This window comes from Escherichia sp. 93.0816 (assembly GCF_013368855.2).
GTDB lineage: Bacteria > Pseudomonadota > Gammaproteobacteria > Enterobacterales > Enterobacteriaceae > Escherichia > Escherichia ruysiae.
This window is the reverse complement of the sequence record NZ_JABWNC020000002.1, coordinates 193,958-210,503: the sequence shown is the minus strand read 5'-3', so window position 1 is coordinate 210,503 and position 16,546 is coordinate 193,958. Positions and strand designations below refer to the sequence as shown.

Here is a 16,546-nt window from a genome sequence, read left to right as displayed (position 1 = left end):
TCTGAGTTTACGTCAGGTGGTGAAGAAGATTGAGCTTAGAAATAGTCAAGGACAAATCTGTGGTCTTCAAGATGCTGATCATCGTCTTACGTTTTTCTGAGGAAGGCGATGAAAACGCTGGTGGTGTTAAGATAAAACACAAAATGGCATGCGTGTAACATATTGATTATAAATAATATTTGCCATTGATTTTGATAAGAATTAATTCAAGCGAGAATCATTATCACATGCTGTGTTACCTGTTTGTCTAAATGATAATGGGCTTGCCCATAATTCCTCAAAAATCATCATCGAATGAATGGTGAAATAATTTCCCTGAATAACTGTAGTGTTTTCAGGGCGCGGCATAATAATCAGCCAGTGGGGCAGTGTCTATGATCTTTTGAGGGGAAAATGAAAATTTTCCCCTGTGTCAGGTATCAGGGCTGAGTGGCGCTAACCATTCGTCGCAGACAGGCGATTTGTAACACCGCTGGAATTGTCACCCGAAAGGCAGTGCCGCTAACGGCTTTAACCCCATTTAATGCTGTACCCACTGGCCCTCCCAGACCCGCGCCGCGTAGCAGACCATGCCCAAGCACGCTCATCGCAGCGTGGGTACGCAAAATGCGGGTCAGTTGGCTGGAAAGCAGATGCGACACGCCTTTGGCCAGTTGTTTGTCTTTCATCAATAACGGCAGCAGCTCTTCCAGTTCGTTAACCTTTGCGTTGACGGCCTGCAAAAACTCCTTTTTATGCGTCTCGTCCATTTTTTTCCAGGTGTTGCGCAGAAAATGTTCGAGTAACTGTTGCTCAATTGCAAAGGTAGACATCTCTTTATCGGCTTTCAGTTTCAGCCGTTTGGAGACATCGAGTAAAATAGCGCGATACCGTTTGCCGTGTCCGCGCAGTTTGTTAGCGATGCTATCGCCGCCAAAATGTTGTAATTCCCCAGCAATTAGCTGCCAGTTGCGGCGATGCTGTTCGGGATGCCCTTCCATCGATTTAAACAGTTCGTTGCGCATTAATACGCTGGACAGGCGGGTTTTGCCTTTTTCATTATGAGTGAGTAAGCGGGTAAAGTTTGCCAGCTGTTCTTCGCTGCAATGCTGTAGAAAATCTAAGTCTGAATCATGTAGATAGTTGACGTTCATGTCATTGTGGCTTCTGTATTAAAAGGTTAGTCGTCGCCGATAATTTTCAGCGTGGCCATATCCGATGAGTTCACCGTATGACCGGAAAAGGTGATTTTTGACACGCAGCGTTTGTTGTCGTTATCGCTGTTAATGTTGATCCAGCCGGTGGTTTGCCCTTCTTTGATTTCAGCCGGAATGTTCAGGCTTTGGCTGGCGCTACGGGCTGCTTTGAAATAAACCGACGCGGCGCTTAACTGTAAATCGCCATGAGCGGCAGTGAGTTGTATGCGTTTTACAATGCGGCAAACGGGGAGTTTCAACGTCAGATCGTTGGTCTCGTTACGCGGCATGGCAATGACGCCGAGGATTTTATGGTCGTTGGCCTGCGCGGTGCAGCACAGCATCAGGCCGAGCACGAGGCTGGCGGAAATCATAAAAATGGATTTCATGAAGATTCTCTTAGCGGGGAGCAGTCGGGGGAAGAATAGCCACTAGTTTACTGCTGACGAAAAGAAGATTCAGGTGCGTAATCTTTTCTTTTTATTACAATTTTTTGCTGAATAACTTGTGTGAAATTCATTATTTACGTGAATGTTATTGATCCCTTTTTTTCAGTTCTTCCGGCATATCGTGAAATTTCTGCGCAAAAGCACAAAAAATTTTTGCATCTCCCCCTTGATGACGTGGGTTACGACCCCATTTAGTAGTCAACCGCAGTGAGTGAGTCTGCAAAAAAATGAAATTGGGCAGTTGAAACCAGACGTTTCGCCCCTATTACAGACTCACAACCACATGATGACCGAATATATAGTGGAGACGTTTAGATGGGTAAAATAATTGGTATCGACCTGGGTACTACCAACTCTTGTGTAGCGATTATGGATGGCACCACTCCTCGTGTGCTGGAGAACGCCGAAGGCGATCGCACCACGCCTTCTATCATTGCCTATACCCAGGATGGTGAAACTCTGGTTGGTCAGCCGGCTAAACGTCAGGCAGTGACGAACCCGCAAAACACCCTGTTTGCGATTAAACGCCTGATTGGCCGCCGCTTCCAGGACGAAGAAGTACAGCGTGATGTTTCCATCATGCCATTCAAAATTATTGCTGCTGATAACGGCGACGCATGGGTCGAAGTTAAAGGCCAGAAAATGGCACCGCCGCAGATTTCTGCTGAAGTGCTGAAAAAAATGAAGAAAACTGCAGAAGATTACCTGGGCGAACCGGTAACTGAAGCAGTTATTACTGTACCGGCATACTTTAACGATGCTCAGCGTCAGGCAACTAAAGACGCAGGCCGTATCGCTGGTCTGGAAGTAAAACGTATCATCAACGAACCGACCGCTGCTGCACTGGCTTACGGTCTGGACAAAGGTACTGGCAACCGCACTATCGCGGTTTATGACCTGGGTGGTGGTACTTTCGATATTTCCATTATCGAAATCGACGAAGTTGATGGCGAAAAAACCTTCGAAGTTCTGGCAACCAACGGTGATACCCACCTGGGTGGTGAAGACTTCGACAGCCGTCTGATCAACTACCTGGTTGAAGAATTCAAGAAAGATCAGGGCATTGACCTGCGCAACGATCCGCTGGCAATGCAGCGCCTGAAAGAAGCGGCAGAAAAAGCGAAAATCGAACTGTCTTCCGCTCAGCAGACCGACGTTAACCTGCCGTACATCACCGCAGACGCGACCGGTCCGAAACACATGAACATCAAAGTGACTCGTGCAAAACTGGAAAGCCTGGTTGAAGACCTGGTGAACCGTTCCATCGAGCCGCTGAAAGTTGCTCTGCAGGACGCTGGCCTGTCCGTATCTGATATCGACGATGTTATCCTCGTTGGTGGTCAGACTCGTATGCCAATGGTTCAGAAGAAAGTTGCTGAGTTCTTTGGTAAAGAGCCGCGTAAAGACGTTAACCCGGACGAAGCTGTGGCAATCGGTGCTGCCGTTCAGGGTGGTGTACTGACTGGCGACGTGAAAGACGTACTGCTGCTGGACGTTACCCCGCTGTCTCTGGGTATCGAAACCATGGGTGGTGTGATGACGACGCTGATCGCGAAAAACACCACTATCCCGACCAAGCACAGCCAGGTGTTCTCTACCGCTGAAGACAACCAGTCTGCGGTAACCATCCACGTGCTGCAGGGTGAACGTAAACGTGCGGCTGATAACAAATCTCTGGGTCAGTTCAACCTGGATGGTATCAACCCGGCTCCGCGCGGTATGCCGCAGATCGAAGTTACCTTCGATATCGATGCTGACGGTATCCTGCACGTTTCCGCGAAAGACAAAAACAGCGGTAAAGAGCAGAAGATCACCATCAAGGCTTCTTCTGGTCTGAACGAAGATGAAATCCAGAAAATGGTACGCGACGCGGAAGCTAACGCCGAAGCAGACCGTAAGTTTGAAGAGCTGGTACAGACTCGCAACCAGGGCGACCATCTGCTGCACAGTACCCGTAAGCAGGTTGAAGAAGCAGGCGACAAACTGCCGGCTGACGACAAAACTGCTATCGAGTCTGCGCTGACTGCACTGGAAACTGCTCTGAAAGGTGAAGACAAAGCCGCTATCGAAGCGAAAATGCAGGAACTGGCACAGGTTTCCCAGAAACTGATGGAAATCGCCCAGCAGCAACATGCACAGCAGCAGACTGCCGGTGCTGATGCTTCTGCAAACAACGCGAAAGATGACGATGTTGTCGACGCTGAGTTTGAAGAAGTCAAAGACAAAAAATAATCGCCCTATAAACGGGTAATTATACTGACACGGGCGAAGGGGATTTTCCTCTCCGCCCGTGCATTCATCTAGGGGCAAATCAAAAAAAATGGCTAAGCAAGATTATTACGAGATTTTAGGCGTTTCCAAAACAGCGGAAGAGCGTGAAATCAAAAAGGCCTATAAACGCCTGGCCATGAAATATCACCCGGACCGTAACCAGGGTGACAAAGAGGCCGAGGCGAAATTTAAAGAGATCAAGGAAGCTTATGAAGTTCTGACCGACTCGCAAAAACGCGCGGCATATGATCAGTACGGTCATGCGGCGTTTGAGCAAGGCGGCATGGGCGGCGGCGGTTTTGGCGGCGGCGCAGACTTCAGCGATATTTTTGGTGACGTTTTCGGCGATATTTTTGGCGGCGGACGTGGTCGTCAACGTGCGGCGCGTGGTGCTGATTTACGCTATAACATGGAGCTCACCCTCGAAGAAGCTGTACGTGGCGTGACCAAAGAGATCCGCATTCCGACTCTGGAAGAGTGTGACGTTTGCCACGGTAGCGGTGCAAAACCAGGCACGCAGCCGCAGACCTGTCCGACCTGTCATGGTTCTGGTCAGGTGCAGATGCGCCAGGGCTTCTTCGCTGTACAGCAGACCTGTCCGCACTGTCAGGGGCGCGGTACGCTTATCAAAGATCCGTGCAACAAATGCCATGGTCATGGTCGTGTTGAGCGTAGCAAAACGCTGTCCGTTAAAATCCCGGCAGGGGTGGACACTGGAGACCGCATCCGTCTTGCGGGCGAAGGTGAAGCAGGCGAGCATGGCGCACCGGCAGGCGATCTGTACGTTCAGGTTCAGGTTAAACAGCACCCGATTTTCGAGCGTGAAGGCAACAACCTGTATTGCGAAGTACCGATCAACTTCGCAATGGCAGCGTTGGGCGGTGAAATCGAAGTGCCGACCCTTGATGGTCGCGTAAAACTGAAAGTGCCTGGCGAAACCCAGACCGGTAAGTTGTTCCGTATGCGCGGTAAAGGCGTCAAGTCTGTTCGCGGCGGTGCACAGGGCGATTTGCTGTGCCGCGTTGTCGTCGAAACACCGGTAGGTCTGAACGAGAAGCAGAAACAGCTGCTGCAAGAGTTGCAAGAAAGCTTCGGTGGCCCAACCGGCGAGCACAACAGCCCACGCTCGAAGAGTTTCTTTGATGGCGTGAAGAAGTTTTTTGACGACCTGACTCGCTAATTTCCCCAAAGGCCTGCCCGTGGGCAGGCCAGGGTAAAAAATAGGGTGCGTTGAAGATATGCGGGCACTTGTAAAGTGGCGGGGATCGCTCCCCGCCGTTGCTCTTACTCGGATTCGTAAGCCGTGAAAACAGCAACCTCCGTCTGGCCAGTTCGGATGTGAACCTCACAGAGGTCTTTTCTCGTTACCAGCGCCGCCACTACGGCGGTGATACAGATGACGATCAGGGCGACTATCATCGCCTTATGCTGCTTCATTGCTCTCTTCTCCTTGACCTTACGGTCAGTAAGAGGCACTCTACATGGGTCTGCATATAGGGGGCCTCGGGTTGATGGTAAAATATCACTCGGGGCTTTTCTCTATCTGCCATCCAGCTAATGCCTGAGACAGACAGCCTCAAGCACCCGCCGTTATTATACTGCTCTCTTTAATCCATTCTGTTTTATCGATTCTAATCCTGAAGACGCCTCGCATTTTTATGGAGTAATTTTTAAAGGATTCAATTATTTAACGTTGATTTAGCTTTTTATTGCGATTATTGACGATAAATTGGAGATATTTGAAATATCGCCTTAACAAACAGCTCCGGTTTATTGCAAATTAATTATTACTTATTCCGAATAAACCCCTCAGAAATCTTGACATTAAGCTATGATTATCAGGGCTTGAGGTCATCAGCCACCGCTTTCGGGCGCCAAAAACACTCCCTCTGCTGGTGACGCAATCTTCTTTATAGATCGTTAAAAGCGAATTATTCCTACACTATAATCTGATTTTAACGATGATTCGTGCAGAGTAAAATAGTAAAAACGATCTATTCACCTGAAAGAGAAATAAAAAGTGAAACATCTGCATCGATTCTTTAGCAGTGATGCCTCGGGAGGCATTATTCTCATCATTGCCGCTGTTCTGGCGATGATTATGGCCAACAGCGGTGCAACCAGTGGATGGTATCACGACTTTCTTGAGACGCCGGTTCAGCTGCGGGTAGGTTCTCTTGAAATCAATAAAAACATGCTGTTATGGATAAATGACGCGCTAATGGCGATATTTTTCCTGTTAGTTGGTCTGGAAGTTAAACGCGAGCTGATGCAAGGATCGCTGGCCAGTTTACGCCAGGCTGCGTTTCCGGTTATTGCCGCAATCGGCGGGATGATTGTCCCGGCATTGCTCTATTTGGCCTTTAACTACGCCGATCCTATCACTCGTGAAGGGTGGGCAATCCCGGCGGCGACTGATATTGCCTTTGCCCTCGGTGTCCTGGCGTTATTGGGAAGTCGTGTACCGTTAGCACTGAAGATCTTTTTGATGGCGCTGGCTATTATCGACGATCTTGGAGCCATCATTATCATCGCCTTGTTTTACACTAATGACTTGTCGATGGCCTCTCTTGGCGTTGCAGCTGTAGCAATTGCGGTGCTCGCGGTGCTGAACATTTGTGGTGTTCGCCGCACGGGAGTTTATATTCTGGTCGGCGTGGTGTTGTGGACTGCAGTGTTGAAATCAGGCGTCCACGCAACGCTGGCAGGCGTCATTGTCGGTTTCTTTATTCCATTGAAAGAGAAGCATGGTCGTTCTCCAGCGAAGCGCCTGGAGCATGTATTGCATCCGTGGGTGGCTTATCTGATTTTGCCGCTGTTTGCTTTTGCCAATGCCGGCGTTTCTCTGCAAGGCGTGACGCTGGATGGCCTGACCTCCACCCTGCCATTAGGGATTATCGCCGGTTTGCTGATTGGCAAGCCGTTGGGGATTAGTTTGTTCTGCTGGCTGGCGCTGCGTTTGAAACTGGCGCATTTGCCAGAGGGAACCACTTATCAGCAAATTATGGCGGTTGGTATCCTGTGCGGTATCGGTTTCACTATGTCTATCTTTATCGCCAGCCTGGCCTTTGGTAGCGTAGATCCAGAACTGATTAACTGGGCGAAATTGGGCATTCTGGTCGGCTCAATCTCTTCGGCGGTAATTGGATATAGCTGGTTACGCATTCGCTTACGTCCATCAGTTTGACTGGACGATGTTCCGGGGAGCCATAAATGGCTCCCTTTTCATTCTTATCAGGGAGAGAAATGAGCATGTCTCATATCAATTACAACCACTTGTATTACTTCTGGCATGTCTACAAAGAAGGCTCTGTGGTTGGCGCAGCGGAGGCGCTTTATTTAACACCACAAACCATTACCGGACAGATACGGGCGCTGGAAGAGCGCCTGCAAGGGAAATTATTTAAGCGTAAAGGACGCGGTCTGGAACCCAGTGAACTGGGGGAACTGGTCTATCGCTATGCCGATAAAATGTTCACGTTAAGCCAGGAAATGCTGGATATCGTCAACTATCGCAAAGAGTCCAACTTATTGTTTGATGTTGGTGTGGCAGATGCCCTTTCCAAACGCCTGGTCAGCAGTGTTCTGGATGCCGCAGTTGTAGAAGACGAGCAGATCCATCTACGCTGTTTCGAATCGACGCACGAGATGCTGTTAGAGCAGTTGAGTCAGCATAAGCTGGATATGATCATCTCTGACTGTCCGATCGACTCCACCCAACAAGAAGGGCTGTTTTCCATGAAAATTGGCGAGTGTGGCGTCAGTTTCTGGTGCACTAACCCGCTGCCGGAAAAGCCGTTTCCTGCCTGTCTGGAAGAGCGTCGTTTACTTATTCCGGGGCGTCGCTCAATGTTGGGACGCAAGCTATTAAACTGGTTTAACTCTCAGGGCTTAAACGTTGAAATTCTGGGGGAGTTTGATGATGCGGCGTTGATGAAAGCCTTTGGGGCGACGCATAACGCTATTTTCGTTGCACCTTCGCTGTATGCCAATGATTTTTATAATGATAATTCGGTTGTGGAGATAGGGCGAGTTGAGAACGTCATGGAAGAGTACCATGCGATTTTTGCCGAAAGGATGATTCAACACCCTGCGGTACAGCGTATTTGCAATGCCGATTACTCTGCGCTGTTTACGCCAGCCGCGAAATAACCATTCGTACTTTGCAGGCTGCAGTTTTGGCCTGCTGGAGACATAAAAAAACCCGCTTACGCGGGTTTTTTTACAAAGCTGACAACAAAAGGCGATTAAGCCAGTTTGTTGATCTGCGCAGTCAGGTTAGCCTTATGACGTGCAGCTTTGTTTTTGTGGATCAGACCTTTAGCAGCCTGACGGTCCACGATCGGTTGCATTTCGTTAAATGCTTTCAGTGCAGCAGCTTTGTCGCCAGCTTCGATAGCTGCGTATACTTTCTTGATGAAAGTACGCATCATAGAGCGACGGCTTGCGTTGTGCTTACGAGCCTTTTCAGACTGAATGGCGCGCTTCTTAGCTGATTTGATATTAGCCAAGGTCCAACTCCCAAATGTGTTCTATATGGACAATTCAAAGGCCGAGGAATATGCCCTTTTAGCCTTCTTTTGTCAATGGATTTGTGCAAATAAGCGCCGTTAATATGGCGGCGCTCGTTACGTAGTGATGGCGCAGGATTCTACCAGCTTGCGTGGTGTGAATACAGCTTTTCCGCGATAAAATTGCAGCAGGTCGTTAGTTTCTTACCGTGATTTGCGCCATGGCAATGAAAAGCCACTTCTTTCTGATTTCAGTACTCAATCGCCGGTTAACCTTGACCGCTGTACAAGGTATACTCGGACGATTTTCACTGTTTTGAGCCAGACATGAAGCTGATACGCGGCATACATAATCTCAGCCAGGCCCCGCAAGAAGGGTGTGTGCTGACTATTGGTAATTTCGACGGCGTGCATCGCGGTCATCGCGCGCTGTTGCAGGGGTTGCAGGAAGAAGGGCGCAAGCGCAACTTACCTGTGATGGTGATGCTTTTTGAGCCTCAACCGCTGGAACTGTTTGCTACCGATAAAGCCCCGGCACGTCTGACCAGACTACGGGAAAAACTGCGTTATCTCGCAGAGTGCGGTGTGGAATATGTGCTGTGCGTGCGTTTCGACAGGCGTTTTGCGGCGCTGACGGCGCAAAACTTTATCAGCGATCTACTGGTAAAGCATTTGCGGGTAAAATTTCTGGCTGTTGGTGATGATTTCCGCTTTGGCGCTGGTCGTGAAGGTGATTTCTTGTTATTACAGAAAGCTGGCGCGGAATACGGCTTCGACATCACCAGTACGCAAACTTTTTGCGAAGGCGGCGTGCGTATCAGCAGTACCGCTGTGCGTCAGGCATTGGCAGATGACAACCTTGCTCTGGCGGAAAGTTTATTGGGGCACCCGTTTGCCATCTCCGGGCGCGTTGTCCACGGTGATGAGTTAGGGCGCACCATTGGTTTCCCGACGGCGAATGTACCGCTACGCCGTCAGGTCTCCCCGGTGAAAGGGGTTTATGCGGTGGAAGTGCTGGGCCTCGGTGAAAAGCCGTTACCCGGCGTTGCAAACATCGGCACGCGCCCAACGGTTGCAGGTATCCGCCAGCAGCTGGAAGTGCATTTGTTAGATGTTGCAATGGACCTGTACGGTCGCCATATACAAGTAGTGCTGCGTAAAAAAATACGCAGTGAGCAGCGATTTGCGTCGCTGGACGAACTGAAAGCGCAGATTGCGCGTGATGAATTAACCGCCCGCGAATTTTTTGGGCTAACAAAACCGGCTTAAGCCTGTTATGTAATCAAACCGAAATACGGAACCGAGAATCTGATGAGTGACTATAAATCAACCCTGAATTTGCCGGAAACAGGGTTCCCGATGCGTGGCGATCTCGCCAAACGCGAACCGGGAATGCTGGCGCGTTGGACTGATGATGACCTGTACGGCATCATTCGTGCGGCTAAAAAAGGCAAAAAAACCTTCATTCTGCATGATGGCCCTCCATATGCGAATGGCAGCATTCATATTGGTCACTCGGTTAACAAGATTCTGAAAGACATAATCATCAAGTCCAAAGGGCTTTCCGGTTATGACTCGCCGTATGTGCCTGGCTGGGACTGCCACGGTCTGCCGATCGAGCTGAAAGTAGAGCAAGAATACGGTAAGCCGGGTGAGAAATTCACCGCCGCCGAGTTCCGCGCCAAGTGCCGCGAATACGCGGCGACCCAGGTTGACGGTCAACGCAAAGACTTTATTCGTCTGGGCGTGCTGGGCGACTGGTCGCACCCGTACCTGACCATGGACTTCAAAACTGAAGCCAATATCATCCGCGCGCTGGGCAAAATCATCGGCAATGGTCACCTGCACAAAGGCGCGAAGCCAGTTCACTGGTGCGTTGACTGCCGTTCTGCGCTGGCGGAAGCGGAAGTTGAGTATTACGACAAAACCTCTCCGTCCATCGACGTTGCTTTCCAGGCAGTCGATCAGGATGCGCTGAAAGCGAAATTTGGCGTCAGCAACGTTAACGGCCCAATCTCGCTGGTTATCTGGACTACTACGCCGTGGACTCTGCCTGCAAACCGCGCAATCTCCATTGCACCTGATTTCGACTATGCGCTGGTGCAGATCGACGGTCAGGCCGTGATTCTGGCGAAAGATCTGGTTGAAAGCGTAATGCAGCGTATCGGCGTGACCGATTACACCATTCTCGGCACGGTAAAAGGTGCGGAGCTGGAACTGCTGCGCTTTACCCATCCGTTTATGGGCTTTGACGTTCCGGCAATCCTCGGCGATCACGTTACGCTGGATGCCGGTACGGGGGCTGTTCACACCGCGCCTGGCCACGGCCCGGACGACTATGTGATTGGTCAGAAATACGGCCTGGAAACCGCAAACCCGGTTGGCCCGGACGGCACTTATCTGCCGGGCACTTACCCGACGCTGGATGGCGTGAACGTCTTCAAAGCGAACGACATCGTCGTTGCGCTGCTACAGGAAAAAGGCGCACTGCTGCACGTTGAGAAAATGCAGCACAGCTATCCGTGCTGCTGGCGTCACAAAACGCCGATCATCTTCCGCGCGACGCCGCAGTGGTTCGTCAGCATGGATCAGAAAGGTCTGCGTGCGCAGTCACTGAAAGAGATCAAAGGCGTGCAGTGGATCCCGGACTGGGGCCAGGCGCGTATCGAGTCGATGGTTGCTAACCGTCCTGACTGGTGTATCTCTCGTCAGCGTACCTGGGGCGTACCGATGTCACTGTTCGTGCACAAAGACACGGAAGAGCTGCATCCGCGTACCCTCGAACTGATGGAAGAAGTGGCAAAACGCGTTGAAGTTGATGGCATCCAGGCGTGGTGGGATCTCGATGCGAAAGAGATCCTCGGCGATGAAGCTGATCAGTACGTGAAAGTGCCGGACACATTGGATGTATGGTTTGACTCCGGCTCTACCCACTCTTCCGTTGTTGACGTGCGTCCGGAATTTGCCGGTCACGCTGCGGACATGTATCTGGAAGGTTCTGACCAACACCGTGGTTGGTTCATGTCTTCCCTGATGATCTCCACCGCGATGAAGGGCAAAGCGCCGTATCGTCAGGTACTGACTCACGGCTTTACCGTGGATGGTCAGGGTCGCAAGATGTCTAAATCCATCGGCAACACTGTTTCGCCGCAGGATGTGATGAACAAACTTGGCGCGGATATTCTGCGTCTGTGGGTGGCATCAACCGACTACACCGGCGAAATGGCCGTTTCTGACGAGATCCTGAAACGTGCTGCCGACAGCTATCGTCGTATCCGTAACACCGCGCGCTTCCTGCTGGCAAACCTCAATGGTTTCGATCCGACAAAAGATATGGTGAAACCGGAAGAGATGGTGGTACTGGACAGATGGGCTGTAGGTTGTGCGAAAGCGGCTCAGGAAGACATCCTCAAGGCGTACGAAGCATACGATTTCCACGAAGTGGTACAGCGCCTGATGCGCTTCTGCTCCGTTGAGATGGGCTCTTTCTACCTCGACATCATCAAAGACCGTCAGTACACCGCGAAAGCGGATAGCGTGGCGCGTCGTAGCTGCCAGACTGCGCTGTATCACATCGCAGAAGCGCTGGTTCGCTGGATGGCGCCGATCCTCTCCTTCACCGCTGATGAAGTGTGGGGCTACCTGCCGGGCGAGCGTGAAAAATACGTCTTCACCGGTGAGTGGTACGAAGGCCTGTTTGGTCTGGCAGACAGCGAAGCGATGAACGATGCGTTCTGGGACGAGCTGCTGAAAGTGCGTGGCGAAGTGAACAAAGTCATCGAGCAGGCTCGTGCGGATAAGAAAGTCGGCGGTTCTCTGGAAGCGGCAGTGACCCTGTACGCGGAACCCGAACTGGCGGCGAAACTGACCGCGCTGGGTGATGAATTACGATTTGTCCTGTTGACCTCTGGCGCTGCCGTTGCAGACTATAACGACGCACCTGCTGATGCGCAGCAGAGCGAAGTACTCAAAGGGCTGAAAGTCGCGTTGAGTAAAGCCGAAGGTGATAAGTGCCCACGCTGCTGGCACTACACCCAGGATGTCGGCAAGGTGGCGGAACACGCAGAAATCTGCGGCCGCTGTGTCAGCAACGTCGCCGGTGACGGTGAAAAACGTAAGTTTGCCTGATGAGTCAATCGATCTGTTCAACAGGGCTACGCTGGCTGTGGCTGGTGGTAGTCGTGCTGATTATCGATCTGGGCAGCAAATACCTGATCCTCCAGAACTTTGCTCTGGGGGATACGGTTCCGCTGTTCCCGTCGCTTAATCTGCATTATGCGCGTAACTATGGCGCAGCGTTTAGTTTCCTTGCCGATAGCGGCGGCTGGCAGCGTTGGTTCTTTGCCGGTATTGCGATTGGTATTAGTGTGATCCTGACGGTGATGATGTATCGCTCGAAGGCCACGCAGAAGCTAAACAATATCGCTTACGCGCTGATTATTGGCGGCGCACTGGGCAACCTGTTCGACCGTCTGTGGCACGGCTTTGTGGTCGATATGATCGACTTCTACGTCGGCGACTGGCATTTCGCCACCTTCAACCTCGCCGATAGCGCAATCTGTGTCGGTGCGGCATTGATTGTGCTGGAAGGTTTTTTGCCTTCGAAAGCGAAAAAACAATAATAAACCCTGCCGGATGCGATGCTGACGCATCTTATCCGGCCTACCGATTGCTGCGAAATCGTAGGCCGCATCCGGCAAAAATCCTCAAATACAAGAGCAAACCTGCATGTCTGAATCTGTACAGAGCAATAGCGCCGTCCTGGTGCACTTCACGCTAAAACTCGACGATGGCACCACCGCCGAGTCTACCCGCAACAACGGTAAACCGGCGCTGTTCCGCCTGGGTGATGCTTCTCTTTCCGAAGGGCTGGAGCAACATCTGCTGGGGCTGAAAGTGGGCGATAAAACCACCTTCTCGCTGGAGCCAGATGCGGCGTTTGGCGTGCCGTCACCGGACCTGATTCAGTACTTCTCCCGCCGTGAGTTTATGGATGCAGGCGAGCCAGAAATTGGCGCAATTATGCTTTTTACCGCAATGGATGGCAGTGAGATGCCTGGCGTGATCCGCGAAATTAACGGCGACTCCATTACCGTTGATTTCAACCATCCGCTGGCCGGGCAGACCGTTCATTTTGATATTGAAGTGCTGGAAATCGATCCGGCACTGGAGGCGTAACATGCAGATCCTGTTGGCCAACCCGCGTGGTTTTTGTGCCGGGGTAGACCGCGCTATCAGCATTGTTGAAAACGCGCTGGCCATTTACGGCGCACCGATATATGTCCGTCACGAAGTGGTGCATAACCGCTACGTGGTCGATAGCCTGCGCGAGCGTGGGGCTATCTTTATTGAGCAGATCAGCGAAGTGCCGGACGGCGCGATCCTGATTTTCTCTGCGCATGGCGTTTCCCAGGCAGTACGTAACGAAGCGAAAAGCCGTGATTTGACAGTATTCGACGCCACCTGTCCGCTGGTGACCAAAGTGCATATGGAAGTCGCCCGCGCCAGTCGTCGTGGCGAAGAATCTATTCTCATCGGTCACGCCGGGCACCCGGAAGTGGAAGGGACGATGGGTCAGTACAGCAACCCGGAAGGGGGAATGTATCTGGTTGAATCGCCAGATGACGTATGGAAGCTGACGGTCAAAAACGAAGAGAAGCTCTCTTTTATGACCCAGACCACGCTGTCGGTAGATGACACTTCTGATGTTATCGACGCGCTGCGTAAACGCTTCCCGAAAATTGTCGGGCCGCGCAAAGATGATATCTGCTACGCCACTACCAACCGTCAGGAAGCGGTACGCGCCCTGGCAGAGCAGGCGGAAGTGGTGTTGGTGGTCGGTTCGAAAAACTCTTCCAACTCCAACCGTCTGGCGGAGCTGGCACAGCGTATGGGCAAACGTGCGTTTTTAATTGACGATGCGGCAGATATCCAGGAAGAGTGGGTGAAAGAAGCGAAATGCGTCGGTGTGACCGCTGGCGCATCAGCTCCGGATATTCTGGTACAGAACGTAGTCGCACGTTTACAGCAGCTTGGCGGTGGCGAAGCCATCCCGCTGGAAGGCCGTGAAGAAAACATTGTTTTCGAAGTACCGAAAGAGCTGCGTGTCGATATTCGTGAAGTTGATTAAGTCATTAGCAGCCTAAGTTATGCGAAAATGCCGGTCTCGTTACCGGCATTTTTTATGGAGAAAACATGCGCTTGCCGATTTTTTTGGATACCGATCCAGGTATCGACGATGCCGCAGCGATTGCTGCCGCGATCTTTGCCCCACAACTCGATCTCCAACTGATGACGACTGTCGGAGGCAATGTCTCGGTGCATAAAACTACCCGAAATGCGCTGCAATTGCTGCATTTCTGGAATGCGGATATCCCACTCGCCCAGGGGGCGGCAACACCGCTAGTTCGCGCACCGCGTGATGCGTCTTATGTTCATGGCGAATCCGGCATGGAAGGTTATGACTTCGTTGAGCACAATCGGAAACCACTGGAGAAACCGGCGTTTCTGGCGATTCGTGATGCGCTAATGTGCGCGCCAGAACCGATTACGTTGGTGGCGATCGGCCCGTTGACGAATATCGCGCTATTGCTTTCACAGTGCCCGGAATGCAAACCACATATTCGTCGTCTGGTGATCATGGGCGGTTCTGCCGGCCGTGGCAATTTCACGCCAAATGCCGAGTTTAATATTGCTATTGATCCCGAAGCGGCGGCCCAGGTCTTCCAGAGCGGGCTGGAGATTGTGATGTGTGGCCTGGACGTTACCAATCAGGCGATGCTCACTCCCGAATACCTCACCACACTGCCGGAATTGAATCGCACCGGAAAAATGCTTCATGCACTGTTTAGCCACTACCGCAGCGGCAGTATGCAAAGTGGCTTGCGAATGCACGATCTCTGTGCCATCGCGTGGCTGGTGCGCCCGGACTTGTTCACTCTCAAGCCGTGTTTTGTGGCGGTAGAAACGCAGGGTGAATTTACTGCAGGTACGACAGTCGTCGATATTGACGGTCGGCTGGATAAACCGGCAAATGTTCAGGTTGCGCTGGATCTGGATGTGAAAGGTTTCCAGCAGTGGGTGGCGGAGGTGCTGGCGCTGGCGCCGTAACCTGTCACATGTTATCGGCATGCAGTCATTCACTGACTCATGCCTTTCACTGATATCCCTCCCTGTTTATCATTAATTTCTAATTATCAGCGTTTTTGGCTGGCGGCGTAGCGATGCGCTGGTTACTCTGAAAACGGTCTATACAAATTAACAAAAGAGAATAGCTATGCATGATGCAAACATCCGCGTTGCCATCGCGGGAGCCGGGGGGCGTATGGGCCGCCAGTTGATTCAGGCGGCGCTGGCATTAGAAGGCGTGCAGCTGGGCGCGGCGCTGGAACGCGAAGGATCTTCTTTACTGGGTAGCGATGCGGGCGAACTGGCCGGAGCCGGAAAAACAGGCGTTACCGTGCAAAGTAGCCTCGATGCGGTAAAAGATGATTTTGATGTGTTTATCGATTTTACCCGTCCGGAAGGTACGCTGAACCATCTCGCTTTTTGTCGCCAGCATGGCAAAGGGATGGTGATCGGCACTACGGGTTTTGACGAAGCAGGCAAACAGGCGATTCGTAATGCCGCCGAAGATATTGCAATTGTCTTTGCCGCCAACTTTAGCGTCGGTGTCAACGTCATGCTTAAGTTGCTGGAGAAAGCGGCTCAGGTAATGGGTGACTACACTGACATCGAAATTATCGAAGCACATCATCGACATAAAGTCGATGCGCCGTCAGGCACCGCGCTGGCGATGGGGGAAGCGATTGCCCATGCGTTGGATAAAGATCTGAAAGATTGTGCCGTTTACAGCCGCGAAGGGCATACCGGTGAACGCGTTCCCGGAACGATAGGTTTTGCCACCGTCCGCGCCGGAGACATTGTGGGCGAGCATACTGCGATGTTTGCCGATATTGGTGAGCGTCTGGAGATTACCCATAAGGCTTCCAGCCGTATGACTTTTGCCAACGGTGCGGTCAGATCGGCTTTGTGGCTTAATAGAAAGAAAAATGGTCTTTTTGATATGCGAGATGTGCTTAATCTCAACAGTTTATAGTGATAAAATACTGTAGATGATGAAAAAATAACTTATCTAATT

Annotated in this window: 15 protein-coding genes and 1 pseudogene; 12 read left to right on the top strand and 4 right to left on the bottom strand. The window is 51.4% G+C overall.

What is annotated here, in order from left to right; translation table 11 throughout:
* Nucleotides 1-419: 419 nt before the first annotated feature.
* The gene (gene msyB, locus HEM79_RS03725) at nt 420-1,133 is read right to left on the bottom strand and encodes an acidic protein MsyB (RefSeq protein WP_176241817.1); all 714 of its coding nucleotides are present in this window, start codon (nt 1,131-1,133) and stop codon (nt 420-422) included.
* A 26-nt stretch (nt 1,134-1,159) separates the two neighbouring features.
* The gene (locus tag HEM79_RS03720) at nt 1,160-1,564 is read right to left on the bottom strand and encodes a DUF2541 family protein (RefSeq protein WP_176241816.1); all 405 of its coding nucleotides are present in this window, start codon (nt 1,562-1,564) and stop codon (nt 1,160-1,162) included.
* Nucleotides 1,565-1,939: 375 nt separating this feature from the next.
* On the opposite strand from HEM79_RS03720, the gene dnaK reads away from it, so the two are divergent.
* Nucleotides 1,940-3,856, top strand: a complete 1,917-nt coding sequence (dnaK, locus tag HEM79_RS03715; protein WP_000516135.1) for a molecular chaperone DnaK — start codon at nt 1,940-1,942, stop codon at nt 3,854-3,856.
* Nucleotides 3,857-3,944: 88 nt separating this feature from the next.
* Nucleotides 3,945-5,075 carry a molecular chaperone DnaJ gene (dnaJ, locus tag HEM79_RS03710; protein ID WP_001118464.1) on the top strand — a complete coding sequence of 377 codons (1,131 nt, stop codon included), beginning with the start codon at nt 3,945-3,947 and terminating at the stop codon, nt 5,073-5,075.
* A gap of 104 nt (nt 5,076-5,179) precedes the next feature.
* Here dnaJ and mokC read toward each other — a convergent pair whose 3' ends face one another.
* Nucleotides 5,180-5,332 (bottom strand): type I toxin-antitoxin system toxin MokC, encoded by a 153-nt coding sequence (mokC, locus tag HEM79_RS03705; protein ID WP_000809168.1) that lies wholly within the window; start codon nt 5,330-5,332, stop codon nt 5,180-5,182.
* A gap of 583 nt (nt 5,333-5,915) precedes the next feature.
* Between mokC and nhaA the strand changes: the two genes are divergently transcribed.
* On the top strand, nt 5,916-7,082 hold the full coding sequence (gene nhaA, locus HEM79_RS03700; RefSeq protein WP_176241815.1) for a Na+/H+ antiporter NhaA: 1,167 nt from the start codon (nt 5,916-5,918) through the stop codon (nt 7,080-7,082).
* Between the two features lie 59 nt (nt 7,083-7,141).
* Entirely contained in the window at nt 7,142-8,047 is a 906-nt protein-coding gene (gene nhaR / locus HEM79_RS03695; protein WP_000062880.1) for a transcriptional activator NhaR, read from the top strand.
* Between the two features lie 95 nt (nt 8,048-8,142).
* Here nhaR and rpsT read toward each other — a convergent pair whose 3' ends face one another.
* Nucleotides 8,143-8,406, bottom strand: a complete 264-nt coding sequence (rpsT, locus tag HEM79_RS03690; protein WP_001274019.1) for a 30S ribosomal protein S20 — start codon at nt 8,404-8,406, stop codon at nt 8,143-8,145.
* 102 nt (nt 8,407-8,508) lie between these two features.
* On the opposite strand from rpsT, the pseudogene HEM79_RS03685 reads away from it, so the two are divergent.
* From HEM79_RS03685 to dapB, 8 genes and pseudogenes are all read left to right on the top strand, one after another.
* Nucleotides 8,509-8,726 (top strand): annotated as a pseudogene (locus HEM79_RS03685) (DUF2575 domain-containing protein).
* Nucleotides 8,727-8,733: 7 nt separating this feature from the next.
* The gene (ribF, locus tag HEM79_RS03680; RefSeq protein ID WP_016159418.1) at nt 8,734-9,675 is read left to right on the top strand and encodes a bifunctional riboflavin kinase/FAD synthetase; all 942 of its coding nucleotides are present in this window, start codon (nt 8,734-8,736) and stop codon (nt 9,673-9,675) included.
* 42 nt (nt 9,676-9,717) lie between these two features.
* Entirely contained in the window at nt 9,718-12,534 is a 2,817-nt protein-coding gene (ileS, locus tag HEM79_RS03675; RefSeq protein ID WP_176241814.1) for an isoleucine--tRNA ligase, read from the top strand.
* Entirely contained in the window at nt 12,534-13,028 is a 495-nt protein-coding gene (lspA, locus tag HEM79_RS03670; RefSeq protein WP_000083378.1) for a signal peptidase II, read from the top strand. The genes ileS and lspA overlap by 1 nt, the downstream gene beginning before the upstream one ends.
* A 106-nt stretch (nt 13,029-13,134) precedes the next feature.
* A complete protein-coding gene (gene fkpB, locus HEM79_RS03665) occupies nt 13,135-13,584 on the top strand; it encodes an FKBP-type peptidyl-prolyl cis-trans isomerase (protein ID WP_000004655.1) in 450 nt (149 codons plus the stop codon).
* 1 nt (nt 13,585) lies between these two features.
* Nucleotides 13,586-14,536: a 4-hydroxy-3-methylbut-2-enyl diphosphate reductase gene (ispH, locus tag HEM79_RS03660; protein ID WP_001166391.1), complete on the top strand. Its 951-nt coding sequence runs from the start codon at nt 13,586-13,588 to the stop codon at nt 14,534-14,536.
* 65 nt (nt 14,537-14,601) lie between these two features.
* Nucleotides 14,602-15,516 (top strand): ribonucleoside hydrolase RihC, encoded by a 915-nt coding sequence (rihC, locus tag HEM79_RS03655; protein ID WP_001239106.1) that lies wholly within the window; start codon nt 14,602-14,604, stop codon nt 15,514-15,516.
* A 166-nt stretch (nt 15,517-15,682) separates the two neighbouring features.
* Nucleotides 15,683-16,504 carry a 4-hydroxy-tetrahydrodipicolinate reductase gene (gene dapB / locus HEM79_RS03650; protein WP_176241813.1) on the top strand — a complete coding sequence of 274 codons (822 nt, stop codon included), beginning with the start codon at nt 15,683-15,685 and terminating at the stop codon, nt 16,502-16,504.
* The last annotated feature ends 42 nt before the right edge of the window (nt 16,505-16,546 follow it).